Source organism: Curtobacterium sp. PhB142, assembly GCF_004341255.1.
Taxonomy (GTDB): Bacteria; Actinomycetota; Actinomycetes; order Actinomycetales; family Microbacteriaceae; genus Curtobacterium.
On sequence record NZ_SLUT01000009.1, the window covers coordinates 94,681 to 118,959 of the forward strand.

Consider the following 24,279-nt stretch of genomic DNA (forward strand, 5'->3'; position numbering starts at 1 on the left):
GGGAGTCGATGACGAAGGAGTCAACATGTCTGGACAGGGTCAACCGCGCGAGGCGCTCGAACTACCTCCCTTGACAACGGGACCGCACCGGAAACGGATCGGCCTCATCTCGGTCGTCGCCTGCCTCGGGGGGCTCCTGTTCGGCTACGACACCGGCGTCAGCAACGGTGCCGAGATCTCGATCCAGTCGCAGCTCGGGCTCGACGACATCGGGCTCGGCGTCGTGATCTCGTCCCTCGTCTTCGCCGCGGCCGTTGGCGGGCTGATCGGGGGCCCGGTGTCCGACCGCATCGGCCGGCGCTCCACGATCCTCGCGATGGCGGTCTTCTTCTTCTGCGGCACGCTGCTCGCCGTGTTCTCGCCGAACTTCGAGGTGCTGCTTGCCGGGCGCATCGCCGTCGGCCTGGCGGTGGGAGCCGCGTCGATCGTCGTCCCCGTGTACCTGGCTGAACTCGCGCCGCTCGAGATCCGCGGCATGATCACCGGCCGCAACGAGCTCGCGATCGTCAGCGGGCAGCTCGCGGCGTTCGTCATCAACGCGATCATCGGGATCATCCTCGGCGACGAGGGTGGCGTGTGGCGCGTCATGTTCTTCATCTGCGCGATCCCGGCCGCCGCACTGTTCATCGGCATGCTCCGGATGCCGGAGTCCCCGCGCTGGCTCGTCGAGCACGGTCACGACGAGCGTGCGCTCGCGATCCTCAAGACCGTCCGCAACGAGGGCCGCGCCGAGGTCGAACTCGAGGAGATCCGTCGCGTGACGGCCGAGGAGCCGAGCGAGACCCGCCTGAACGGTCTGAAGGCCCTGCTCTCCAGTCGTTGGCTCATCCGCATCGTCCTGATCGGGTGCGGCGTCGCCATCGCCCAGCAGGTCACCGGGATCAACTCGATCATGTACTACGGCCAGCGCATCCTGATCGAGTCCGGGTTCGGGGCGAACGCCGCTCTGATCGCGAACATCGCCCCGGGCATCCTCGCCGTCGTCGGCGGGCTCATCGCCCTCCGGAACATGGACCGCGTCGACCGCCGGAAGACGTTCATCCTCGGGCTCTCCCTGACGACCACCTGCCACATCCTGATCGGCGTCTCGTCCCTGGTCATCCCGGACGGCAACCCGATCCGCCCCTACGTGCTCCTGTTCTTGATCTGCGCCTTCGTGCTGTCGATGCAGTCATGCCTCAACATCGCGGTCTGGGTGTGGTTGGCCGAGATCTTCCCGCTCAACATGCGCGGCCTCGGGACCGGGATCGCGGCGTTCGCCGGCTGGCTGATGAACGGTGTCCTGGCGCTCTACGTGCCGTCGCTCATCGAAGGCGTCGGCATCACCGGAACGTTCTTCCTGTTCGCCGTGATCGGTGCGATCGCGTTGGCCTTCATCGTGACGCAGGTGCCGGAGACCCGAGGTTGGTCGCTCGAGCGGCTCGAGGAGGAGGTCACGACCGGCGCGATCTACATCGACACGATCAAGGGCAAGGCGAAGCGGGCAGTTCGCGACGAGCGGTGACCGTGCTGCAAGATGTGGAGCATGGCTGACGACGGGTCCACCACGGCGGCGCGGCGCGCGACCATGCGGGACGTCGCCGACCGTGCCGGGGTGTCGAAGTCGCTCGTCTCGCTCGCGTTCAGCTCGCCCGCTTCGGTCAGTCCGGAGCGGCGCGCACGGATCCTCGACGCCGCCGACGCGCTGGGGTTCCGGCCGAACCGCGTGGCGCGCTCGCTCAACGGTGCCCGGGATGACTTCGTCGGCATCCTGGTCGCAGACTCGCGGAACCCCGTGCTCGCCGAGGTCGTCGACGCGGCGCGGGTCTCCCTGGCGGCGGGCGGTCGCCTCGGGCTGATGACCAGTGCGGTGCTGCCGAACGGTTCCTCACGCCCGCGCCTCGACCTCGATGCGGTCGCCATGCTCGGGGACCTGCAGCCGTCGGGGCTCATCGTCGTCGGGTCGGTGCCCACCATGGACCGGGTGGTGCAGGTGATGGGTGCCGCACGCATCGTGATCGCCAGTGCCCGACCCGGTCGACTCGCGGGAGCGGCCACGGTCCGGGGGGACGACGAGGTCGGGATCCGGCTCGTCGTCGACCACCTGGTCGACATCGGGCACCGGCGCATCGGGCACGTGGGCGGAGCCGGGGGTCGCGTCGCCACCGGACGGGCGGAGGCCTTCCGTGCCGCGGTCCATGAACACGGGCTCGACGGGGCGCTGGACGGGGGGCTGGTTGCCGAGAGCGACTTCTCCGAGGCCGCCGGCTACCGAGCGGCCCTCGAGCTGCTCGACCGGGACGAACCGCCGACGGCGATCACGGCCGTGAACGACCTGGCCGCGATCGGCGTGACAGCGGCCGTCCGGCAGCGCGGACTCTCCGGCTCGGTCGCGGTCACCGGGTACGACAACACGTACCTGGCGGCGCTCGGGGCAGTGGACCTGACGTCCGTCGACCCGGACAACGCTGCGATCGGGCGGCGTGCCGCGGAACTCCTGCTCTCGGAGGAGAACCCCGGCGAGGTGCTCATCGCGCCGACGCTCCGCGTCAGGTCGTCATCGGTGCCGCGCGACTGACAGTGCGCGACCGGCGCGTGATGCGCCGAGGTTGACACCGGCGAAACCGCGGTCGTACATTGAACCGGTCCAGATTTTGGACCGGTTCAAAATCCTCGCCAGGAAGCAAAGGAGCACCCGTGGCAGAGAACAGCGCACCCCGCTCGGTCGGAGTCGGGCTCATCAGTGTCGGCTGGATGGGGCGCCTCCACTCGCGCTCCTACGCCCTCCTCCCACTCGTCTACCCGGAGCTCGGGATCCGTCCCCGCCTCGTCGTCGCCGCCGACGTGGCACCGGCCGGTCGCGACTACGCGAAGGACGTCCTCGGCTACGAGAAGGTCGTCTCCGACTACCGCGAGGTCCTGAACGACCCCGAGGTCGACGTCGTGTCGATCTGCGCTCCGAACTCGCTGCACGCCGAGATCGGCATCGCCGCGGCCGAGGCCGGCAAGCCGTTCTGGATCGAGAAGCCCGTCGGCCGCGGGGCCTCCGAGACCGAAGCCGTCGCCGCAGCCGCCGACGCCGCCGGTGTCGCCACCACGATCGGCTTCAACTACCGGCACGTCCCGGCCGTGCAGCACGCACGCCAGCTCGTCCTCGACGGTGCCCTCGGCCGGATCACGAACGTCCGTGGCCGGTTCTTCGGCGGCTTCTCCTCGAACCCGGCGGACCCGCTGACGTGGCGCTTCGTCCGGGCGACCTCGGGCAGCGGGGTCCTCGGTGACCTGATGGGGCACCTCGTCGACCTCATGCACTACGTCCTCGGCCCGATCGGCTCGATCTCGGCTGCGACCGGCACCTACCTGACCGAGCGCCCCGGGCTGCCCGGCACGCCCGACGCCGGCAAGCTGCTGCCCGTCGAGAACGAGGACTACGCCACGATGCTCGTCCGATTCGGCGACTCCGCCGTGGGCGCGGGCGCGATCGGCAACCTCGAGGCCTCCCGCATCGCCGTCGGTCCGCGTTCTGAGTACGCGTTCGAGATCTTCGGCACCGAGGGGTCGGTCCGCTGGGACTTCGAGCGGCTCAACGAGCTCGAGGTGGCCCTCGCCCGCACCGGGCAGCACGTCGGCTACACCCGCGCGTTCGCCGACGGGTACTTCCCCGACTACTCCCGGTTCCAGCCGAGCTCCGGCACGAGCATGGGCTACGACGACCTCAAGGTGATCGAGGCGGCGAAGTTCCTCACCGCGGCCACCGGCGGCGAGGCCACCGGATCGAACATCCACGACGCCGTCGCCTCGGCCCGCGTGCTGAGCGCCGCCGAGGAATCGGCGGAGTCGGGTCTGTGGGTCGACCTGCCCGTCGAACCGGGCACCACCGCCAACACCAGCGCCGTCGCAGCCGAGATCGACGGGGTGCGCGCATGAGCCTCCGCATCGCGACCGCACCGATCTCCTGGGGTGTCAGCGAGGTCGACGGCTGGGGCCACCAGCTGCCGCCGGAGCGCGTCCTCGCCGAGATGACGTCCCTCGGCTTCGAGGCCACCGAGCTCGGCGCCCAGGGGTTCCTGCCCCCGGCGCCCGAGGACAAGGCGGCCCGGCTCGCCGAGTTCGGCATGACGGCGATCGGCAGCTTCGTGCCGGTCATCGCACACCAGCCCGGCACCGACCCGCTGCCCCGGATCGAACAGGAACTCGCCGACTACGCGGCCTCCGGAGCGACCGTGCTCGTGGTCTGCGCGGACAGCGAGCAGACCGGCTACGACGCCCAGCGCGAGCCGCTCACCGACGAGCAGTGGGCGACGCTGTTCACCAACCTCGACCGGATCACCGAGGCTGCGGCCGCGGTCGGCGTCACGGCGACCCTGCACCCGCACGTCGGGACCGTCGTCGAGACGAAGGACGACGTCGACGCCGTGCTCGCCGGCTCGACGATCCCGTTCTGCTTCGACACCGGGCACCTGTTCCTCGGTGGCACGGACCCCGTCCGCTTCGCCGCCGAGCACAGCGACCGCATCGCGTACATGCACCTCAAGGACGTGTCCCTCGAGGGTGCGCAGTGCGTGGCGGACGGCGAGATCAGCTACTTCGACGCGATCAAGGCCGACCTGCTCTACCGGCCGGTCGGACAGGGCGACGTGGACATCCGCGCGATCCTGACGAGCATGGTCGAGGCCGGCTTCGACGGCTGGATCGTCCTCGAGCAGGACAAGGTCGTGCTCGACGAGCCCGCTCCCGGCACCGGCCCGATCGAGGACGCCCGTGCGAGCGTCGATTTCGTCCGTGCCCTCGTCGCCGAGCTCGAGGCCGCCGAGGTCACCCGGTGAGGGTCGGCGTCGCCGGCCTCGGCCGCATCGGAGCGATGCACGCTCGGAACCTCGCCAGGACCCCGGGCGTCGACGAGGTCGTGCTGATCGGCCGCGACGCCGGCCGGACCGAGGGCGTGCGCACCCGGCTCGACGAGCAACGCGGGGCCGAGACCGGCTGGGCGTCGGTGTCGACCACCGTCGATCCGCTCACGGACGTCCTGCCCTCGCTCGACGGTGTCCTCGTCGCGTCGGCGACGGACACCCACGCCGACCTGGCCCGCGTCGTCGCGGACTCGCACACCCCGCTCCTGATCGAGAAGCCCCTCGCGCTCGGCGTGGACGAGCTCACCGAGCTCTCCCGCGACCTCGACGCGACGGGGACCCCGATCATGGTCGCGTTCCACCGCCGCTACGACCCGGGGTACCAGCGGTTGCGGCAGCACGTCCTCGACGGTGACGTCGGCACGCTGCGACTCGTGCAGGCGACGGAGAACGACCACCACGCCCTGCCGGTGGACTACATCCCGCAATCGCACGGCATGTGGCTCGACCTGCTCGTCCACGACTTCGACATCATCCCGTGGGTCGTCGGCGACCCCGTCGTCGAGATCTCGATGATCGGGTCCGTCCTGGACGAGCCCGTGTACGGCGACCACCAGGACACCGACACGGCGATGGTGACCCTGCGGTTCGCGTCGGGTGCCGTCGGCAGCATCGGAGCGCTCCGCCGGAGCGGCGCCGGCCAGGACGTCCGGCTCGAGGTCACCGGCACGAACGGCGCGTTCGGCGCGGGCTACGGACCGCGCACGCCGATCACGTCGACCGAGCCCGGCGGCGTCGCCCCGGCGAACCCGTACGACACCTTCGGCGACCGGTTCGTCCCGGCGTTCGAAGAGGAGATCGCGCACTTCGTGCGGATGATCCGTGGCGAGTCGGAGAGTCTCACCCCGCCCGCGGCCGGGCTCGTCGCCACGGCGCTCGCCGAAGCGGCTGCTGAGTCGTTCCACACCGGTCGTCCCGTGCGACCACGCAGTACCGCGTCGACCACGCGGACCACCACCACCGCGTAGACCACGCGGACCACCACCACCGCGTAGACCACGCGGACCACCACCACCTGGAGATTGCAATGACGCAACAGATCCGGATCGGCCTCTTCGGCACCGGGCGCATCGGACAGGTCCACGCCATGAGCGTGGCCGCCATCGAGGACGCGGAGCTCGCGTGGGTCTGCGACCCCTTCGTCGAGGGCGCCGAGCGAACGGCCGCCGAGTACGGCGGCAAGGTCAGCACCGACCCGGCCGAGGTCTTCGCCTCGGGGGAGGTCGACGCGGTCATCATCGCGGCACCGACCGCCACCCACGTCGACCTCATCGACGCCGCGATCGACGCGGGCGTCCCGGTGCTCTGCGAGAAGCCCATCGACCTCGACCTCGAGCGGGTCGACCGGCTCCGCGCGAAGGCCGCGGCGGCCACCGTCCCGATCGTGCTCGGCTTCAACCGGCGGTTCGACCGACACTTCGCCGAACTGCACCGCCGGGTGAGCGCGGGGGAGATCGGCACGCTGGAGCAGGTCCTCATCACGAGCCGCGACCCCGCTGAGCCACCGGCCGGGTACCTGGCGTCGTCCGGCGGGATCTTCCGCGACATGACGATCCACGACCTCGACATGGCGCGCTTCTTCGTGCCGGACATCGTCGAGGTGACCGCCCGCGGCGCGAACACGTTCAGTGCGACGGCCCGCGAGCTCGGCGACTTCGACTCCGCGGTCGTCACGCTCCGCGGTGCGGGCGACGAGCTCGTGGTGATCACGAACTCGCGGCACGCGGCGTACGGGTATGACCAGCGCTTCGAGGTGTTCGGGTCCGAGGGGCTCCTGCAGGTCGGCAACCAGACCGACACCCTCGTCCGGCACTGGGGTGCCGGTGCCGTCGAGGCACTGGAGCCGTACCAGAACTTCTTCCTGCAGCGGTACGCCGAGGCGTACCGGCTCGAGGTCGTCGAGTTCCTGAAGGCGGTTCGGGGTGAACCCTCCCGCAGCCCCGGGTTCGAGGACGGCCGCGCCGCGCTCGTCCTCGCCGACGCCGCCGACCGATCGGCCCGCACGGGCGGATCGGTCACGGTCGACCTGTCGCGATGACCGGGATCAGCCACGACCTCGTCGCCACCTGCTGGACGACGTCGGGGACCGCGGTGCCGGACGGCCCGTCGGAGCGCAGCTCGTTCTCGGCACGGGACCGGGTCAGTGCCACGGCGGACGCCGGGTTCACCGGGCTCGGGTTCGTCGTCGACGACCTCGAGGTCGTCCGGGACACGATCGGGTTCGACGCGCTCCGGGCCCACGCCGACCGCCTCGGCATCGGTCACCTCGAGGTCGAACTCGTCAAGGACTGGTGGCGCGACCCGTCGGACGCGCCGTGGCGTGCCCGATGGGACCTGCTCCGCGACGCCGCGCAGGCCTTCGACAGCCCGATGGTGAAGATCGCGCCGCCACCGGCGCCGACGGTCGCCTCGGTCGAGCCCTACGTCGGACCGTTCCGCCGGCTGGCCGACGAGGCCGCGGCGATCGGCACGCGACTCGCGCTCGAGCCGCTGCCCTTCGCCGGGATCTCCTCGCTGCCGCAGGGATCCGAACTGGTCAGGGCGGTGGACCATCCGCACGCCGGCCTGGTCGTCGACTCCTGGCACGTCTTCCGCGCCGGGACCTCGCTCGACGAGCTCCGCCGCACCCTGGACCCCGCGACGGTCGTCGGGGTCGAGGTGAACGACGCGGACGCCCTGCCCGAGGCCGGCCGCACCCTGTTCGAGGACACCCGGGACAACCGGCGCTACCCGGGCGAGGGTGCGCAGGACGTCGTCGGCTTCTTCCGCACGATGGCCGAGGTCGGCTGGTCCGGCCCGTGGGGCGTCGAGATGCTCTCGATCGAGCACCGCGCGAAGTCGCTGGCCGACGCCCTGGACGCCGCACGCGACACCACCCTGCGGTGCATCCGGCTCGCTGAAGCCGGTCTCCGCCTCGCCTGAGCACTTTTCTCACAGCGGACGATTCGTCCGGCCAGCGAGAAAAGCGGTATGCTCTTTCCATCCGAACGCAACGACGCAGAGAGGATCACAACATGGTCGACCCGCAGGTGCTCAAGCACGGCGCATGGGACGTCATCACCCCGGAGATCGCCGGTTGGGAGTTCATCACCTTCCAGGTGAAGACCTTCGGCGACGGCGAGACGGTCGAGCTGCCCGCCGACGGCAACGAGCGGGCGTTCGTGAACCTGCACGGCGACCTCGTCCTCACGGTCGCCGGCGAGGAGTACCGCCTCGGTGGCCGGGACACGGTCTTCGACGGACTCGGGCACACGCTCTCCGTCCCGCGCGACACCGCGGTGACGATCACCGCCACCCCCGGAGCCGAACTGGCCATCGCGACCGCGCCGGCCACCGAGCAGCACGAGGTCGTCCTGGTCACGCCGGACGACGTCGGATCCGCCACCCGTGGTGCCGGCAACGCGACGCGGCAGGTCTCCACGCCGATGTCACCCGACTTCCCGGCCGACCGCCTGCACATCGTCGAGGTGTGGACCCCGGGCGGCAACTGGTCGAGCTTCCCGCCGCACAAGCACGAGCACGACGTCGACGGCGAAGCGCAGCTGGAGGAGGTCTACTACTACCGCCTCCGCGACCCGGAGAACGGCTGGGCGCTGCAGCGGGTCTACAGCCCGGAGCGCGACTTCGACCTCGACGTCCCCGTCCGCGACGGCGACATCTGCCTCATCCCCTGGGGGTACCACACCACCGTGGCCGCCCACGACCAGGACCTCTACTACCTCAACGTCCTCGCCGGCCCGGCGCTGAAGCGCACCCTGCAGGCCGCAGAGGACCCCGCGCTCGCCCCGGCCCGCGCCAGGTGGGAAGCCCTCGGCACCGATCCGCGTGTGCCGTTCGTCCCCGTCCGCCCCTGACCCACCACGAAAAGGAAGTTCGCAATGGTGCAACACCCTCAGCCGACCCGCCGCCTCACGGTGGGCCAGGCGATCGTCGAGTTCATGCAGGCCCAGCACGTCGAACGTGACGGGGTGACGCAGCCGTTCTTCGGCGGCGCGTTCGGCATCTTCGGCCACGGCAACGTCGCCGGGCTCGGACAGGCGCTCCTGCAGTACCAGGACGTGTTCCCCTACTACCAGGGCCGCAACGAGCAGGGCATGGTCCACATCGCGACCGGCTACGCGAAGACGAAGAACCGTCTCGGCGCGCTCGCCGTCTCGACCTCGATCGGGCCCGGCGCGACCAACATGGTCACCGGTGCCGGTACCGCGACGGTGAACCACATCCCCGTCCTGCTCTTCCCGTCGGACGCCTTCGCCACCCGGTCCACCGGCGCGGTGCTCCAGCAGCAGGAGCACCCGTACGCGATGGACGTCACCGCGAACGACTCGTTCCGTGCGGTGTCGCGGTACTTCGACCGGATCAGCCGACCGGAGCAGCTCGCCTCAGCCTTGCTCGAGGCGATGCGCGTGCTGACGAGCCCGGCCGACACCGGCGCCGTCACCATCGCCCTGCCGCAGGACGTGCAGGCCGAGGCGTTCGACTTCCCGGAGACGCTGTTCTCCGAGCGGGTCTGGCACGTCGCCCGCAACCGTCCCGACGCCGCGGCGATCCAGCGTGCGGCCGAGCTCATCAAGGGTGCGAAGAAGGCCGTCGTCATCGCCGGCGGTGGCGTCGTGTACTCCGAGGCGACCGGGGAGCTCGTGCGCTTCGCCGAGTCGACCGGCATCGGCGTCGGTGTGACGCAGGCGGGCAAGGCCGGCATGCCGTGGGACCACCGGCTCGCCCTCGGCGCGCTCGGTTCCTCCGGCTCCGCGTACGCCAACGCCATCGCGAACGACGCCGACGTGGTCATCGGCATCGGGACCCGCTACACCGACTTCACGACGGCCTCGAACACCATGTTCCAGAACCCCGACGTGGCGTTCGTCAACATCAACGTCGCCGAGATCGACGCGTTCAAGGAATCCGGCATCCCGCTGGTCGGCGACGCCCGCGAGACGCTCGCCGAACTCCGTGCCGCGCTCGACGGCTTCACGCTCGACGCCGACGTCGTAGCCGCGAACGAGCAGGCCGCCGCGGACTGGCGTGCCGAGGTGGACCGCATCATCGAGGTCCAGGACAGCCGGACGCTGTCCCAGGCCGAGATGCTCGGGCTCCTCAACGCCTCGGCCGAGCCGGACGACGTCGTGGTCAACGCCGCCGGCTCGATGCCGGGCGACCTGCACCGCCTGTGGCGTCCGGGCAGCCCGAAGGGCTACGACATCGAGTACGGCAACTCGTGCATGGGCTACGAGGTCGCCGGTGGCGTGGGCGCACAGCTCGCCGCACCCGAGCGCCGCGTGCACGTCCTGGTCGGTGACGGCTCGTACCTGATGATGTCGCAGGAGATCATGACCGCGGTGCAGGAGCACCTGCAGATGACCATCGTCATCGTCGACAACTTCGGCTACGGCTCGATCGCCGCACTGTCCGAGACCCTCGGCTCGCAGACGTTCGGTACCCGCTTCAACGAGCGCGGTGAGGCGCTCCGCCACGACGGCCGCCGGCTCGAGGTCGATTTCGTCGCCAACGCGGCGAGCTACGGTGCCGAGGTCTTCTCCGCCGACACCGCGGACACCTTCCGCTCCGCACTCGACGCGGCCCGTGCACACGACGGCACCAGCGTCGTGTACGTCCGCGTCGACGCCCAGGGCCGCTTCGGCGGCTCCGGCGCCTGGTGGGACGTGCCGGTCGCCGAGGTCTCGACGCTCGACAGCACGAAGGACGCTCGCGCCACCTACGACGAGCACAAGCGCGAGCAGCGCCTCTACCTGACGCAGTCCGCACCCCGCGTCCGAGAACTGGAGCACTCATGACCGACGTGACCGACGTCCGCGGCGCCACCGACGCCGTGGACTCGACGACCGACCGGGCGATCATCACCGCCGGGGTCCCCACGGGCCTCCTGATCGGCGGGGTGGAACGCGCAGCGTCCGACGGCGCGACGTTCGACGTCCACGACCCCGTGGACGGCCGCGTCATCGCCACCGTCTCGAGCGGGACCCGGAACGACGCCCAGGCGGCCGTCGACGCCGCGGCGGACGCCGCTGCCGACTGGGCCGCGACCCCACCCCGCAAACGGTCTGAGGTGCTGTCGCGGGCGTACGACCTGATGGTCGAGCGCGCCGACTGGTTCGCGCGGCTCATCACGGCGGAGAACGGCAAGGTCTTCGCCGACGCCCGTGGCGAGGTCCTGTACGCCGCCGAGTTCCTCCGCTGGTACGCAGAAGAGGCCGTCCGGATCCCGGGTGCGCTGCAGACCGCACCGGGTGGCACGAACAAGATCCTCGTCGAGCACCGTCCGATCGGCATCGCGATCCTCGTCACCCCGTGGAACTTCCCCGCGGCGATGGCGACCCGCAAGATCGGACCGGCGCTCGCCGCCGGGTGCACGACGGTCTTGAAGCCCGCGAGCGACACCCCGTTGACGGCCCTCGCGATCGGTGCACTCTTCACCGAGGCGGGACTGCCGGCCGGGGTCCTCAACGTGCTGCCGAGCCGGTCCTCCGGCACCGTGGTCGAGCAGATGGTGCGCGACCCGCGCGCCCGGAAGCTCTCGTTCACCGGCTCCACCGAGGTGGGCGTGAAGCTCATGAAGCTCGCCGCGGAGTCCGTCGTCAACACGTCGATGGAGCTCGGTGGCAACGCGCCGTTCGTGGTCTTCGACGACGCCGACCTCGACGAGGCGGTCGCCGGCGCCATGATCGCCAAGATGCGGAACGGTGGTGAAGCGTGCACCGCGGCGAACCGCTTCTACGTGCAGGAGGGCATCGCCGAGGCGTTCTCGGCACGTCTCGCCGAGGCGATGGGCGCGCTCCGGACGGGCGACGGCCTCGACCCGCAGGTCCAGCTCGGCCCGATGGTGAACGAGACCGCCCGCGACGACATCGCCCGGCTCGTCGACGGCGCGAAGGAGGACGGCGCCACGGTGCTGACCGGCGGAGCGTCCCCCGACGGCCCCGGCTGGTTCTACCCCGCGACCGTCCTGACCGGGGTGCCGGAGCACGCGCGCATCCTCAAGGAGGAGATCTTCGGGCCGGTCGCGCCCGTCGTCACCTTCCGCACCGAGGACGACGCCGTCCGGCTCGCGAACGGGACCCCGTTCGGCCTGGTCTCGTACGTGTACACGCAGGACCTCGCGCGTGGGCTGCGGGTCAGCGGACGGATCGAGTCCGGCATGGTCGGGCTGAACCGTGGTCTGGTGTCCGACCCGGCGGCGCCGTTCGGCGGGATGAAGGAGTCCGGCATCGGTCGCGAGGGCGGCGCCGAGGGGCTCCTGGAGTACATGGAGTCGCAGTACATCGCCGTGAGCTGGTAGCGCTCGCGCCACCGCAGGCCCGGCCCGGGCCCGCCGACGGCACTGCGTGCGCGTCAGGACAGCGGGGTCGCCAGTTCGCTGGTGGCCCCGCTCGTCAGTTCCGCGACGGCCGCGCGCGCGGCGTCGGTGAACTCCTGCTGTCGGTCTCGGACGTCTACCGACCGTCCGGCGACCGACAAGCACCCGAGCAACGCCCCGTCGGCCCCGAGCACGGGGAACGCGAGCGCGCCGATCCCGATCGTGGCGTCGTCGAGTGAGAGCGTGTACCCCTGGGACCGCGTGCGCTCGACGTCCTCGCGGAGCGCGTCGGCTTCCACGATGGTCGCACTCGTCAGCGGTCGGCGCTCGGGCCCGTCGGCCAGGTACTCGTCGACGTCGCGGGTGTACGCGAGCACGAGGCGTCCGGCTCCGCCGGCGTACAGCGGCAGGGAACGGCCGGGCGCCAGGGTCAGGACGCCGATGCCACGGCCGGGCGCCCAGTCGACGCACACCGCCTCGTCGCCGCGTGGCACGGTCAGGAACGCGGTCTGCTCGGTGCGCTCGGCCAGGGCGTCGAGGATCCGTCGGGCGCCGGACCACTCGGTCATGGCGTCCCGTGCGGCGTCGGCCAGGTGCAACCACTTCACGCTGAGGCGTGCACGGTTCTCGTCCGTGGTGGTCGCCATGCCGACGGCACGGAGCCCGTCGATGAAGCGGTAGACACTCGGGCGGGGGAGGCCCGTCGCCTCGGCGAGTTCAGCGGGCGAGAGGTCCCCGCGCTCGGCGAGGGCCTCGACCACCGCCATCGAGTTGGCGAGCACCCGCATCGGTTTCCGCTCAGCCACGTCGACCTCCGTCGTGCCCCAGGTCCGCACTGATCGCGGCGGCGGTGGACATCACCAGTTCCGCGAGCTCGGACTCGCGGTCGACGAGCCGTTCGCGGAGCCCGCTGATGGACACCGCGGCGACCAGCTCGCCGCGGTGGTTGAAGACGGGGCTGCCGAAGGCGGCGATGCCGATCGTGACGTCCTGGTCGGACCGGGCGTAGCCACGCGTCCGGGTCGCCTCGAGCTCCGTCTGCAGCTCGCTCCGGGGTGGGACGGCGTACGGCAGGTCGGGCGTCGCCAGGAGTTCGTCGACCACGGCGTGCTGTTCGCCGGCGGCCAGGAACGCCAGGAGTGCGCGGGGTGCCCCGCCCACGTGGAGCGGCAGCGAGTCGCCCACCTGCATCGCCACCGAGCGGACGTCGTGTCCCTCGAGGCGTTCGACGCACACGGCACGCGTCCCTCGGCGGTAGCAGAGCAGTGCGGCAACGCCGACGCTCGACCGGAGTTCGCGGAGCCGCGGCAGTGCGAGCCCGCGCACGTCGAGCGAGTCCTCCAACACGCCGCCGATCTGCATGCAGGCGAGCCCGAGCCGGTAGGTCCCGCGTGCCGGGGCGGCGTCGACCCAGCCCATGGCGGTGAGGCTCTGCAGCAGGCGGTAGGTCGAGCTCGTGGGTTCCCCGACCGCATCCGCCAGCGCGCTCACCGTCAGCGCCTCGGTGTCGGCCAGTGCGTCGATGATCGCGCCGGCCTTGCTGAGGATCTCGATCCCGCCGTCGTCGGAGGCGCCGTCTGCCATGTCGTCATCCTCCCACGCCGACCCTGCTGATCGAATCCACTTAATCTCACGCAGTAGACACACCGTTCACCGAGTGATAGTTTAGTGGCACCACCGCAGAACGAAGGAGTCGCCGTGACACGCAACGACGCGAGAGACGTCGAACACCTGGAGACCGTCGCCCGAGAAGGACGCTGGCGTGTCCTCGAGACGGTCGCGACGAGCAAGGCGGGGCACATCGGTGGCCCGATGTCCGCCATGGACCTGATGGTCGCCCTCTACTTCCACCAGCTCCGGATCGACCCCGAACAGCCGCAGGACCCCGACCGCGACCGGTTCATCCTGTCCAAGGGGCACTCGGCGATCGGGCTGTACTCGGTCCTGGCCCTCCGGGGGTACTTCCCCGTCGAGGAGCTCGCCACCTTCGACCATGGCGACTCCCGACTGCAGGGCCACCCCGACATGAAGCTCACGCCGGGGGTGGACTCGTCCACAGGGTCCCTCGGGCAGGGGCTCTCGGCTGGCTCCGGCATGGCGATCGCCGCGAAGATGCAGGGTAAGGACTTCCACACCTGGGTGGTGCTCGGCGACGGCGAGATCGAGGAGGGCATGGTCTGGGAGACCGTGATCCACGCCCCCCGCTACGGCCTCGACAACCTCACCGCGATCGTCGACCTCAACGGCCTGCAGCAGTACGGCTGGCCGGCCGGCGACCACGACCGCTACGACCGCAGCGAACCGATGGGGCACGTGAACCTCCCCGCCGTGTTCCGCGGGTTCGGCTGGAACGTCATCGAGATCAACGGCCACGACTTCGAGGAGATCCTCGACGCGTACGCCGAGGTCGACGCCGCCCGCGGCACGTCCGGCAAGCCGACGGCGATCATCGCCCACACCGTCAAGGGCAACGGTGTCTCGTTCACCCGCGCCACGTTCAAGTGGCACAACGGCGTGCCGACCGCGGAGCAGCTGGACACCGCCCGCACGGAACTGCTCATCGACCAGAAGACGGAGGCCCTGGCATGAAGGCGCAGCGCGCAGTGTGGGGGGACACCCTCACCGAACTCGCACGGACCGACGACCGCATCGTCGTCGTCGACGGCGACCTCGCGACCTCGACCATGGCGGTCACGTTCGCCGAGGCCCACCCGGACCGCTTCGTCCAGGCCGGCATCGCCGAACAGAACATGGTCGGTATCGCGTTCGGCATGTCGACCCTCGGCTACCGCCCCTGGCTCTCGTCGTTCGGCGTCTTCCTGACGAACCGCGCGCTCGACCAGGTGCGCATGCTCGTCTCACAGACCAAGGCCCCCGTCCGCCTCGCCGCCGCCTACGCCGGGCTGCTCAACGGTGCGAGCGGCAAGACCCACCAGGACATCGAGGACCTGTCGGTGATGCGCGCGCTGCCGAACATGACCGTCCTCGCGCCGGCCGACGAGACCGAGGCCGCCGCGATGATCCGCTGGGCCGCCGACCACGACGGCCCCGTGTACCTCCGTCTCGCCCGCGACGCGGTCGCCGACGTCTTCGACGACGGCTACGAGTTCCGCGTCGGTGCCCCGGTGCTGCTCCGCGACGGGGGGAGCGACGCTGACGTGACGGTCGTCTCGACCGGCGTCCAGACCTCCCGCACCGTCGAGGCGATCACCGCCGTCGAGGCCGAGGGACACCGCGTCCGACACGTGCACCTGCCGACGATCAAGCCCCTCGACGACGACGCCCTCTGGGCGCTGCTCGACGGCGCGGCCCAGGTCGTCACGGTCGAGGAGCACAACGTCGTCGGCGGACTCGGTGACGTCGTCGCGGCGGTCCTCGCCGGCCACGCCAGCGGAGCCCGCCTGCACAAGGTCGGGCTCGCCGACTCCTGGGCCGAGTCGGGACCGAACGACTTCCTGCTCGACAAGTACGGACTGTCGGTCGAGCGCGTCGCGGACCGCATCCGTGCCGTCCTCGGGGAGCGAGTCGCCGCATGAGCACGCTGCGTCCGGACGCTGCGGCGTGGACGGGGACCCGGACGGGACGCACGATCGTCACGCTCACCCCGGCGCCCGCGATCGACCGGACGTACTCCGTCGACACCCTGCGGGGCGGGGCCGTGCACCGCGCCCACACCGTCACCGAGACACTCGGGGGCAACGGCGTGAACGTCACCCGTGCGCTCCTCGCGCACGGCGCGGCGTCGCACGCGGTCGCCCCGTTGTCGCCGGAGGCGCTCGCGCCCCTCGACGACGACGCTCGCACCGGCCTGACGCCGGTGGACCTCGGGGTGCGCACCCGGGTCAACACCGTCGTGACCGGGTCGGACGGCGTCACCACGAACGTCAACGAGGCCCCGGCCCCGCTGACACGTGCGCAGTGGACGACGCTGACCGTGGCCGTGCTCCGCACCACGCTGGAGACCGACGCCCGATGGCTCGTGGTGACCGGGTGCCTCCCGACCGTCGCCGGTGGCGACCACCTCGTCGACGTGCTCCCGCTCGTCGTCGCGGCCCGCGCCGTCGGACTGTCGGTCGCGTTCGACGTCCCCGGGCACCAGCTGACGGCGGTGCTCGACCCGCTCGCGCCGGTTGATCTCGTGAAGCCGAACGTCGACGAACTCGCGCAGGCCGTCGGACACCCCGTCACGACGGTGGACGAGACGGTGCGTGCAGCGCGCGCCCTCCTCTCGCGGGGCGCACGACGCGCCCTCGTCACGATGGGTGCCGACGGGGCGCTCCTCGTCGACGCCCACCGACACGAACTGGTACCCGGGGTCGCGACCGACTGCGTCGACACGACCGGGGCCGGTGACGCGGCGCTCGCCGGGTACCTGTCCGCCGAGGCCGACGGTGCGACGCCGTCGGCCGCCGCACGACTCGCGGTCCGCTGGGGCGCGGCGGCGGTCGCCCAGCGGGGTGCTGCACTCCGCGCCACACCGGCCACCCGTGGCGACGGCGCTCCGCCGTCCCGCGCACCCCACCTCACCGACCACTCCGCCTGGCTCCGCGTCGACTCGCTCGCCGCGACCGGCTGAGCGCCGTCCGCAGGACCCCGCGGGCGCCCGACCTCGAAGGACCAGCATGACTGTCATCACCGAGACGATCGGATCGACCATCGAGCCAGGAGCCGGTCTGGAGGCCCTGCGCCGGTGGGTGGACCAGGTCGCGTCCCTGACGGAACCGGACCAGGTCGTCTGGTGCTCCGGCAGCGAGGCCGAGAACCGCGGACTGCTCGCCGAGATGGTCGCCGCCGGCTCCCTCATCGCGTTGGACCAGGGCCTGCGCCCGGGCAGCTTCCTCGCCAGGAGTGACCCCGCGGACGTCGCACGGGTCGAGGACCGCACCTTCATCTGCTCCGCCACCGAGGCCGACGCTGGCCCGACCAACAACTGGCGGGCACCCGACGTCATGCGCACCGAGCTCACGGCGCGCTTCCGGGGCGCGATGCGCGGGCGGACGCTCTACGTCGTACCGTTCTCGATGGGGCCGGTCGGCGGGGCGATCTCGCAGGTCGGCGTCCAGATCACGGACTCGCCCTACGTCGTGGTGTCCACCAGGATCATGACCCGGATGGGCGCTGAAGCCCTGGCGCAGATCGCGCCGGACACGGTCTGGGTCCCGGCCCTGCACACCGTGGGCATGCCGCTCGTGGACGACGACGGAACCAGGATCCCGGACGTGCCGTGGCCGTCGAACTCGACCAAGACGATCGCGCACTTCCCGGAGACCCGCGAGATCTGGTCGTACGGCTCGGGGTACGGCGGCAACGCGCTGCTCGCGAAGAAGTGCTTCGCCCTCCGGATCGCGTCGTCGATGGCCCGCGCGGACGGCTGGCTCGCCGAGCACATGCTGCTCATCCGCGTCACCACGCCCGCGGGGAAGGTCCTGCACGTCGCGGCCGCGTTCCCGTCGGCCTGCGGCAAGACGAACTTCGCGATGATGACGCCGACGCTGCCCGGTTGGAAGGTCGAGACCATCGGTGACGACATCGCGTGGCTCCGCCCCGGTGCCGACGGCCGTCTGTGGGCGATCAACCCCGAAGCCGGGTTCTTCGGCGTCGCGCCCGGGACCGGCCCGGACACGAACCCGGCGGCGATGACCACCGTCCGCTCGAACACGATCTTCACGAACGTCGCGATGACGCACGACGGCGACGTCTGGTGGGAGGGCGCCTCGGAGGAGCCGCCGCGGCACCTCATCGACTGGCGCGGACAGCCGTGGGAGCCGGGCAGTGCGACGCCGGCGGCGCACCCCAACGCGCGCTTCACGGTCGCCGCCGACCAGTGCCCGACGATCTCGTACGACTGGGACAGCCCCGACGGTGTGCCGATCGACGCCATCGTCTTCGGCGGTCGCCGCGCCACCAACGTCCCGCTCGTCGCCGAGGCCGAGGACTGGGAACACGGCGTGTTCTTCGGTTCCACGATCTCCAGCGAGCAGACCGCGGCGGCGGAGGGACCCGTCGGCGAACTCCGCCTCGACCCCTTCGCGATGCAGCCCTTCTGCGGCTACAACATGGCGGACCACTGGGCACACTGGCTCGAGATCGGTGACCGGCTCGGCTCGAAGGCGCCGCGCGTCTTCCGCGTGAACTGGTTCCGCAAGTCCTCGGACGGCGGCTACCTCTGGCCAGGGTTCGGCGAGAACGTCCGGGTGCTCGAGTGGATCGCCGGACGGCTCGACGGCTCGGCGGACGTGGACTGGAGCCCCGTCGGTGGGCTGCCCGCGGTGGGGGAACTCGACCTGGCCGGGCTCGACCTCGACGGCTTCGCCATCGACGAACTGTTCGCCGTCGACCCGACGGCCTGGTCAGCCGAGGCCGAGCAGCTGCGGGCACACTTCGACCGCTTCGGAGACCGCGTGCCGGAGCGGCTGCGGGCACGGCTGGACCAGCTCGTCCGTCGGTTGCGGGACGAGGCGTGACGACGGCCCTGCCGGTCCCCGAGCTACTTGAGCAGCCCCTCCTTGGTCAGCCAGTCCTTCGCGGCGGTCGCGGCCTGCGCCTTCTCGCTGCCCTCGACACGGTTGCGCAGCTCGATGAGGTCATCGGTCGTCAGCTTCTCGGACAGCTTGTTCAACGTCGACGCGAGCTTCGCGCTGTAGATGTCCTTAATCAGGAACGGCAGGATGTTCTGCGAAGCGATCAGGTTCTCGGGGTCCTTCAGCACGAGCAGCTTCTTCGTCACGAGGTCGGGTGACGTCGTGTAGATGTCGGCCACCTGCACGGTGTCGTCGACGAGTGCCTTGACCGTGTCGGGCCCGCCGTAGTCCTCGATCGACTTGAACGTGACCTTGTCCACGCCGTACGTGGACTTGAGCCCGGGGATGCCGTACGGAAGGGTGCCGAACTGCGGGTTGGCACCGAGCGAGAACGGCTCGATCTTGGAGAGGTCACCGATCGACGTGAGGCCGTTCTTCTCGGCCTCGGCCTGGGTCACGACGTAGGCGTCCTTGTCCTCGGCCGGAGACGGCTCGAGCACCTGGAAGTCCTTCGGGATCTCGGTCTTCAGCGCGGCGTCGACCTCCGCTGTCGTCTTCGCGGTGGCCTTGGTGTCGTAGAAGAACAGCAGGTTGCCGTTGTACTCCGGCATGAGGTTGATCGAACCGTCCTTGAGCGCGGGGATCGTGGTCTGCCGCGGGCCGAGGTTGAACTTGGTCGTCACGTCGAAGCCGGCGTCCTTCAGGACGAGCGCGTACATGTTGCCCAGGATCTCGCTCTCCGGGAAGTTGAACGAACCGACCACGATCGGCGTGCTGCCCGATCCGTCGCCCCCGCCCGATGCCGGCTTCGTGGGGTCCGAGGTGGAACAACCGGAGAGTGCCACGATCGCCCCGACCGCGATCACACCCGCGAGGATGCGTGTCCTGGTGCCTGCTGTGAACATCAGTGGTCCCTTTCGTCGACGGAGAGTGCCGTCACCGCGCGGCGCCGGAGTGGCAGCGCGCGGACGTGTGTGCGGCGCCGGCGGGTCTGCCCCTCGGGGCCGCGGCGGGTGAGGTGTTGGGCGAGGGCGAACAAGCCGTCGATCACCAGGGCGAGGACCGTCACGAGCAACGCACCAGCGAGGATGAGGTCGTTGTCGTTCAGGCTGATGCCCGTCGAGATGATCGCGCCGAGGCCGCCCAGCGAGATGTACGACGCGATCACGACGGTCGCGATGACCTGGAGCACCGATGCGCGGATCCCGCCGATGATCAGCGGCAGCGACAGGGGGACCTCGACCTTGAGCAGGATCTGCAACTCGGTCATGCCCACCGAGCGCGCGGCGTCCACCGTCTGCGGATCCACGGACTCCACACCGGAGTACGCCCCGGCGAGGATCGAGGGGATCGCCAGGACGACGAACGCGATGATGGACGCGATGAAGGCGGTCTGCGTGAACGGCACGGTCATCCCGATGATGACGAAGAGGGTGCCGAGCAGGCCCAGCGTCGGCAGCGCGCGCATGGACCCGCTGAAGGCGATGACGAAGCTGCGCCCGCGCCCGGTGTGACCGATGTACAGGCCCAGTGGCAGCGCGATCAGCGCGGCGATGGCGACCGAGATGAACGTGTACAGCAGGTGTTCGCCGATCCGGTCCTGGATCGGGAGCGGGGTCTGCAGGCCGGGGCGGTAGTTCGTGGGGTCGAGGAGCCAGGCGACTGCGTGGAGGAAGAACTGCACGGTCAGGCCCCCCGTTCGATCGTCGCCAGCGCAGCCCGACGGCGCGACCGACGCGACCGCACCTGGATCCGTCGCGACCACGGCATCAGGACGCGCCCGAGCGCCACCAGGACGGTGTCGAAGACCAGCGCGACGAAGAGACTCGCTGCCACGCCGACGAGGATCTCCTCGAGGAACTGACGCTGTCGCCCGTCCGTGAACAGGAACCCGATGTTCGCGGACCCGACCAGGGCGCCGACCGAGACCAGGGCGACGGTGCTCGCCGAGACCACCCGCATCCCCGCGAGGAGGACGGGACCCGCCAACGGGAGCTCGACCGTCCAGAAACGGCCCCACGCGGAGTACCCCACCGAGGTGGCCGAGTCGACGACGTCCGCCGGGACGGCGGCGAACGCATCAGCTGCCAACCGCACCATGATGGCGACCGCGTACACCGACAGCCCCACGACGATGTTCACGGGATCCGTGATGCGGGTGCCGAGCAGGTAGGGCAGGATCACGAAGAGCGGCAGGGACGGGATCGTGTAGAGCAGACTGCCGCCGCCGACGATGACCGATCGGACTGCCTGCCACCGGTTCGCCACCCAGCCCAACGGCACCGCCACGACGAACCCGAGGACGATGGGCACGGCCGCGAGACCCGCGTGGGTGACGGTGAGGCCCCAGACGAGACCGAAGTTCGCGATGATCCAGTTCAGGTCAGCATCCCAATCCTCGTCGGACGACCGTTCGCCTGAGAGTAGTCGCGCCGCACCGTTCTGACCGCGACGGATCGTCGCGCCGGCGTCCCCGGGCCGGCATCCTCGGTCACTGGTGCAGGAAGTCCTGCCGCTCCTGCTCGACCACCGGCGCGAGTCGCACCCGGACCACTGGACCGGAGTCGACGCTGGTGATGCCGTCGAGCGCGACCACGAGTGCGTCGGGGTGCTGCTCCCAGTCGACCTCGCCGTCGTGGCCCAGCACGGCGACGGACCGGATGGTGCGGCCGAGCAGGCCCGAGGCCGACCCGAACGCCCGGATGCGGGCCGACCCGTCGTCGGGATCGGCCAGCAGGGTCGCGTAGACGGCGTCGCCGGTGACGTCGTGGCGCGTGGTGAACCGGACGTCCTCGGCGGTGTACTCGACCGTGTCGGCGTCGACGAACGAACCCGCGGGACGAGTGGTCGGCCCCTCGCCCGAGATCGTCCACGGCCGGGTGCCGTAGATCGCCTCGCCGTTCACCGCGAGCCACGAGCCGATGCCCCGCAGGATGCGGACCTCGTCCTCGGGCAGGGTGCCGTCGGCCTTCGGCCCGGTGTTGAGCAGCAGCACACCGTTCTTCGCGACCACGTCGACGAGTTCGGCGACCAGGTCGCGGACGGTCTTGTAGTCGTGGCCCTCGATCCAGCTCCAGGCGGTATTCGCGATCGCGGTGTCGTTCTGCCAGACGGTCTCCGGTGTGCCGGCCATCGCTCCGCGCTCGATGTCGTACACGGCGCTGCCCGGTGCGAACGTCTCCCACTTGTAGTTGATGACCACCTCGCGGCCCCACTCGGCGGCGCGGTTGTAGTAGTAGGCCGCGAGGGTCCGGACGTACGGCTGGAACGTGGGCTGCTCGATCCACCAGTCGAACCAGAGCACCTGCGGGCGGTACTTGTCGATGAGCTCGACGGTGCGGAGCAGCCAGTCCTCCAGGAAGCGCTCGTTCGGGGCGGTCTCCTCGCGCTGCGCCGGCCCGTAGAAGTCGCTGAACCGCGGATCGAGCACGTCCGAGGGGGTCTTCGTCCCGCCGTTCATGAAGAACCAGTGCTCGGCCCGGTGGGACGACGCGCCACGGACCATCCACGCTTCGTCCGCGGCGACGAGGAGCTCGCCGAACACGTCACGCCCGGGCCCGAGCTGCGCGGCGCTCCACCGGGAGCGGTCGGTGTCGTACATCGCGAAGCCGTCGTGGTGCTCGGCGACCGGGACGACGAACTGCGCGCCGGCCTCGCGGAACACCCGCACCCAGTCGGCGGCGTCGAAGTGCTCCATCGTGAACGAGGGGATGAAGTCCTTGTACCCGAACAAGTCGTGCGGTCCGTAGGTCTCGACGTGGTGCGCGAACTCCGGCGTGCCGGCGCGGTACATGTCGCGGGAGTACCACTCGTTCCGGAACGCGGGGACCGAGAAGACGCCCCAGTGGACGAAGATCCCGAACTTGGCGTCCTGGTACCAGAGCGGTGCGCGGTACTGCTGCAGCGATGCCCAGGTCGCGTCGTACGGGCCCGAGCGCACGACGGCGTCGACCGCGGCCAGGGCCGCGGTGTTGTCCGATACGTCCACGGGCTCGGGCAGCGTGGTCGGGTCCAGCGGGGTGAGCGGTTCGTGCACGACGTGCTCCGATCGGTTGCGGCAGCTCACGACGGCGATGTCGGGAGCGTGAGACATCCTATGTCTGTTCGATCTGTCGCGAGGGGTTCCCGGTCAGGGCATCCCCCGACGAGCGCAGCCAGGAGAGCATCGAACCGTGACCGCTCCGACCGCAGCCGACGTCCCGACCGATCGAGGCCCGCACCGAGCTGCGCGGCTGACACTCGTGCTCGCCTCGCTCGGCTTCTTCCTCATCACGCTCGACATCCTCATCGTGAACGTGGCGCTGACGACGATCGGGCGGGAGCTCGGCGGCAGCACCGCGGGGCTGCAGTGGGTGATCGACGCGTACACGTTGCTGTTCGCCTCGTTGCTGCTGTTCGCCGGCAACCTGTCCGAACGGATCGGCGCGAAGCGGGCGATCGGCTGGGGCATCGCCGGTTTCCTCGTGGCGTCCGTCGCGTGTGCCCTCGCCCCGTCGCTCGGCGCGTTGATCGCGGCGCGTGCGGTCCAGGGCGCGGCCGCCGCGGTGATGCTGCCCGCGTCGATGGCGCTCATCCGCCAGGCGTTCCCCGAGGCGCGCGAGCGGGCGCACGCCCTCGGCATCTGGGCCGTCGGTGGCGCGGTCGCCGGGGCGGTCGGGCCGATCCTCGGCGGCGCGCTGACGACGCTCGACTGGCGCCTCGTGTTCGCCATCAACCTGCCGGTGTGCGCCGTGATGCTCGGGATGCTCGTCCGGGTGGCACCGTCGCCTCGGCGGCCGGCACGGTTCGACGCGGCAGGTCAGGTCCTCGCCCTGCTCGCGCTCGGCGGCCTCGTCTTCGGGCTCATCGAAGGCGGTGCGTCGGGCTTCGGCCGCTGGGACGTGGTCGTCGCGCTTGCCGTCGCCGCCGCCTCGGTCGTCGGGTTCCTGCTGGTGCAGGCCCACGGTCGGAACCCGATGATGCCGCTCGACCTGTTCCGCTCCGGTGGGATGCGGATCGCGCTCGGCGTCGGGTTCGCGTTCATGGTCGGCAACTTCGGCAGCGTCTTCGTCCTGAGCCTCTACCTGCAGCAGCACCTCGGCTTGTCGCCACTGGCAGCAGGGTTGGTGTTCCTGCCGTCCGCAGCGTTCAGCATCGTCGGCAACATCGTCAGCGGCACCCTCGTGAACCGGTTCGGCGCTCGGGTCCCCGTGGTCGCGGGACTCACCACGATGGCGATCGGCCTCGTCGTGATGATCGTGCTCGCCCCGTACGACTCCATCGCCGCGGTCGCGGTGTGCACGATCCTGACCGGTGCGGGCGGATCGGTCGCGATGCCGCCCGCGACGTCGGTCGTCCTCGCCAGCGTCCCCGCTGAACGGTCGGGGACAGCGAGTGCGGTGTTCAACACCTTCCGGCAGGTCGGTGGGGCGGTGGCGATCGCGGTCTTCGGGGCGTTCCTGGCCGACCGGTCGCAGTTCGTGGTCGGGACGCAGACCAGCTTCGTGGTCGCCGCCGTGGTGCTCCTCGTCGCGGCGCTGGCAGCGATCCGCATCAGGACCGAGTGACCGCGGGC

General features: G+C 70.7%; 21 protein-coding genes. 15 read left to right on the top strand and 6 right to left on the bottom strand.

Annotated features, from left to right (window positions below; translation table 11 throughout):
- Positions 1-25: 25 nt before the first annotated feature.
- From EDF31_RS16895 to EDF31_RS16940, 10 genes are all read left to right on the top strand, one after another.
- Positions 26-1,504 (top strand): sugar porter family MFS transporter, encoded by a 1,479-nt coding sequence (locus tag EDF31_RS16895; protein ID WP_131846983.1) that lies wholly within the window; start codon positions 26-28, stop codon positions 1,502-1,504.
- Positions 1,505-1,525: 21 nt separating this feature from the next.
- Positions 1,526-2,557, top strand: a complete 1,032-nt coding sequence (locus EDF31_RS16900) for a LacI family DNA-binding transcriptional regulator (protein WP_165901473.1) — start codon at positions 1,526-1,528, stop codon at positions 2,555-2,557.
- Between the two features lie 119 nt (positions 2,558-2,676).
- Complete coding sequence (locus EDF31_RS16905) at positions 2,677-3,906, top strand: Gfo/Idh/MocA family oxidoreductase (RefSeq protein ID WP_279387371.1); 1,230 nt, start codon at positions 2,677-2,679, stop codon at positions 3,904-3,906.
- Complete coding sequence (locus EDF31_RS16910) at positions 3,903-4,805, top strand: sugar phosphate isomerase/epimerase (protein ID WP_131846985.1); 903 nt, start codon at positions 3,903-3,905, stop codon at positions 4,803-4,805. Before EDF31_RS16905 ends, EDF31_RS16910 begins: the two co-directional genes overlap by 4 nt.
- Positions 4,802-5,857, top strand: a complete 1,056-nt coding sequence (locus EDF31_RS16915; RefSeq protein WP_131846986.1) for a Gfo/Idh/MocA family oxidoreductase — start codon at positions 4,802-4,804, stop codon at positions 5,855-5,857. The genes EDF31_RS16910 and EDF31_RS16915 overlap by 4 nt, the downstream gene beginning before the upstream one ends.
- Before the next feature lie 59 nt (positions 5,858-5,916).
- Entirely contained in the window at positions 5,917-6,927 is a 1,011-nt protein-coding gene (gene iolG / locus EDF31_RS16920; RefSeq protein ID WP_131846987.1) for an inositol 2-dehydrogenase, read from the top strand.
- On the top strand, positions 6,924-7,811 hold the full coding sequence (locus EDF31_RS16925; protein WP_131846988.1) for a sugar phosphate isomerase/epimerase: 888 nt from the start codon (positions 6,924-6,926) through the stop codon (positions 7,809-7,811). Before iolG ends, EDF31_RS16925 begins: the two co-directional genes overlap by 4 nt.
- Positions 7,812-7,903: 92 nt before the next feature.
- Positions 7,904-8,743, top strand: a complete 840-nt coding sequence (iolB, locus tag EDF31_RS16930; RefSeq protein WP_131846989.1) for a 5-deoxy-glucuronate isomerase — start codon at positions 7,904-7,906, stop codon at positions 8,741-8,743.
- Between the two features lie 24 nt (positions 8,744-8,767).
- The gene (iolD, locus tag EDF31_RS16935) at positions 8,768-10,684 is read left to right on the top strand and encodes a 3D-(3,5/4)-trihydroxycyclohexane-1,2-dione acylhydrolase (decyclizing) (protein ID WP_131846990.1); all 1,917 of its coding nucleotides are present in this window, start codon (positions 8,768-8,770) and stop codon (positions 10,682-10,684) included.
- Entirely contained in the window at positions 10,681-12,186 is a 1,506-nt protein-coding gene (locus tag EDF31_RS16940; RefSeq protein ID WP_131846991.1) for an NAD-dependent succinate-semialdehyde dehydrogenase, read from the top strand. The genes iolD and EDF31_RS16940 overlap by 4 nt, the downstream gene beginning before the upstream one ends.
- 53 nt (positions 12,187-12,239) lie before the next feature.
- On the opposite strand, the gene EDF31_RS16945 is transcribed toward EDF31_RS16940, so the two are convergent.
- Together EDF31_RS16945 and EDF31_RS16950 are read right to left on the bottom strand one after the other, a co-directional pair.
- Positions 12,240-13,010, bottom strand: a complete 771-nt coding sequence (locus EDF31_RS16945) for an IclR family transcriptional regulator (RefSeq protein WP_131846992.1) — start codon at positions 13,008-13,010, stop codon at positions 12,240-12,242.
- Positions 13,003-13,788, bottom strand: coding sequence for an IclR family transcriptional regulator (locus tag EDF31_RS16950; RefSeq protein ID WP_131846993.1), 786 nt, complete (start codon positions 13,786-13,788; stop codon positions 13,003-13,005). Before EDF31_RS16950 ends, EDF31_RS16945 begins: the two co-directional genes overlap by 8 nt.
- Before the next feature lie 114 nt (positions 13,789-13,902).
- On the opposite strand from EDF31_RS16950, the gene EDF31_RS16955 reads away from it, so the two are divergent.
- From EDF31_RS16955 to EDF31_RS16970, 4 genes are read left to right on the top strand one after another with little or no spacing between them, the layout of a single operon-like run.
- Positions 13,903-14,793, top strand: a complete 891-nt coding sequence (locus EDF31_RS16955; protein ID WP_131846994.1) for a transketolase — start codon at positions 13,903-13,905, stop codon at positions 14,791-14,793.
- Positions 14,790-15,740, top strand: coding sequence for a transketolase C-terminal domain-containing protein (locus EDF31_RS16960; protein WP_131846995.1), 951 nt, complete (start codon positions 14,790-14,792; stop codon positions 15,738-15,740). The genes EDF31_RS16955 and EDF31_RS16960 overlap by 4 nt, the downstream gene beginning before the upstream one ends.
- A complete protein-coding gene (locus EDF31_RS16965) occupies positions 15,737-16,780 on the top strand; it encodes a PfkB family carbohydrate kinase (protein ID WP_131846996.1) in 1,044 nt (347 codons plus the stop codon). Before EDF31_RS16960 ends, EDF31_RS16965 begins: the two co-directional genes overlap by 4 nt.
- A 46-nt stretch (positions 16,781-16,826) precedes the next feature.
- Positions 16,827-18,668: a phosphoenolpyruvate carboxykinase (GTP) gene (locus EDF31_RS16970; protein ID WP_131846997.1), complete on the top strand. Its 1,842-nt coding sequence runs from the start codon at positions 16,827-16,829 to the stop codon at positions 18,666-18,668.
- A 23-nt stretch (positions 18,669-18,691) separates the two neighbouring features.
- Here EDF31_RS16970 and EDF31_RS16975 read toward each other — a convergent pair whose 3' ends face one another.
- The 4 genes from EDF31_RS16975 to EDF31_RS16990 form a co-directional block, all read right to left on the bottom strand.
- The gene (locus EDF31_RS16975) at positions 18,692-19,630 is read right to left on the bottom strand and encodes an ABC transporter substrate-binding protein (RefSeq protein ID WP_131846998.1); all 939 of its coding nucleotides are present in this window, start codon (positions 19,628-19,630) and stop codon (positions 18,692-18,694) included.
- Positions 19,630-20,409: an ABC transporter permease gene (locus tag EDF31_RS16980; protein WP_131846999.1), complete on the bottom strand. Its 780-nt coding sequence runs from the start codon at positions 20,407-20,409 to the stop codon at positions 19,630-19,632. Before EDF31_RS16980 ends, EDF31_RS16975 begins: the two co-directional genes overlap by 1 nt.
- Positions 20,410-20,411: 2 nt before the next feature.
- Positions 20,412-21,038, bottom strand: coding sequence for an ABC transporter permease subunit (locus EDF31_RS16985; RefSeq protein WP_307860918.1), 627 nt, complete (start codon positions 21,036-21,038; stop codon positions 20,412-20,414).
- 178 nt (positions 21,039-21,216) lie between these two features.
- Positions 21,217-22,818, bottom strand: coding sequence for an alpha-L-fucosidase (locus EDF31_RS16990; protein ID WP_131847000.1), 1,602 nt, complete (start codon positions 22,816-22,818; stop codon positions 21,217-21,219).
- Between the two features lie 79 nt (positions 22,819-22,897).
- Here EDF31_RS16990 and EDF31_RS16995 point away from each other — a divergent pair, with 79 nt between their 5' ends.
- On the top strand, positions 22,898-24,271 hold the full coding sequence (locus EDF31_RS16995; protein WP_207896270.1) for an MFS transporter: 1,374 nt from the start codon (positions 22,898-22,900) through the stop codon (positions 24,269-24,271).
- The last annotated feature ends 8 nt before the right edge of the window (positions 24,272-24,279 follow it).

Coding starts and splice junctions, on each gene's coding strand:
- EDF31_RS16895 (WP_131846983.1), top strand. CDS start 26: ATGTCTGGACAGGGTCAACCGCGCGAGGCGCTCGAACTACCTCCCTTG.
- EDF31_RS16900 (WP_165901473.1), top strand. CDS start 1,526: ATGGCTGACGACGGGTCCACCACGGCGGCGCGGCGCGCGACCATGCGG.
- EDF31_RS16910 (WP_131846985.1), top strand. CDS start 3,903: ATGAGCCTCCGCATCGCGACCGCACCGATCTCCTGGGGTGTCAGCGAG.
- iolG (WP_131846987.1), top strand. CDS start 5,917: ATGACGCAACAGATCCGGATCGGCCTCTTCGGCACCGGGCGCATCGGA.
- EDF31_RS16925 (WP_131846988.1), top strand. CDS start 6,924: ATGACCGGGATCAGCCACGACCTCGTCGCCACCTGCTGGACGACGTCG.
- iolB (WP_131846989.1), top strand. CDS start 7,904: ATGGTCGACCCGCAGGTGCTCAAGCACGGCGCATGGGACGTCATCACC.
- iolD (WP_131846990.1), top strand. CDS start 8,768: ATGGTGCAACACCCTCAGCCGACCCGCCGCCTCACGGTGGGCCAGGCG.
- EDF31_RS16940 (WP_131846991.1), top strand. CDS start 10,681: ATGACCGACGTGACCGACGTCCGCGGCGCCACCGACGCCGTGGACTCG.
- EDF31_RS16950 (WP_131846993.1), bottom strand. CDS start 13,788: ATGGCAGACGGCGCCTCCGACGACGGCGGGATCGAGATCCTCAGCAAG.
- EDF31_RS16960 (WP_131846995.1), top strand. CDS start 14,790: ATGAAGGCGCAGCGCGCAGTGTGGGGGGACACCCTCACCGAACTCGCA.
- EDF31_RS16965 (WP_131846996.1), top strand. CDS start 15,737: ATGAGCACGCTGCGTCCGGACGCTGCGGCGTGGACGGGGACCCGGACG.
- EDF31_RS16970 (WP_131846997.1), top strand. CDS start 16,827: ATGACTGTCATCACCGAGACGATCGGATCGACCATCGAGCCAGGAGCC.
- EDF31_RS16975 (WP_131846998.1), bottom strand. CDS start 19,630: ATGTTCACAGCAGGCACCAGGACACGCATCCTCGCGGGTGTGATCGCG.
- EDF31_RS16990 (WP_131847000.1), bottom strand. CDS start 22,818: ATGTCTCACGCTCCCGACATCGCCGTCGTGAGCTGCCGCAACCGATCG.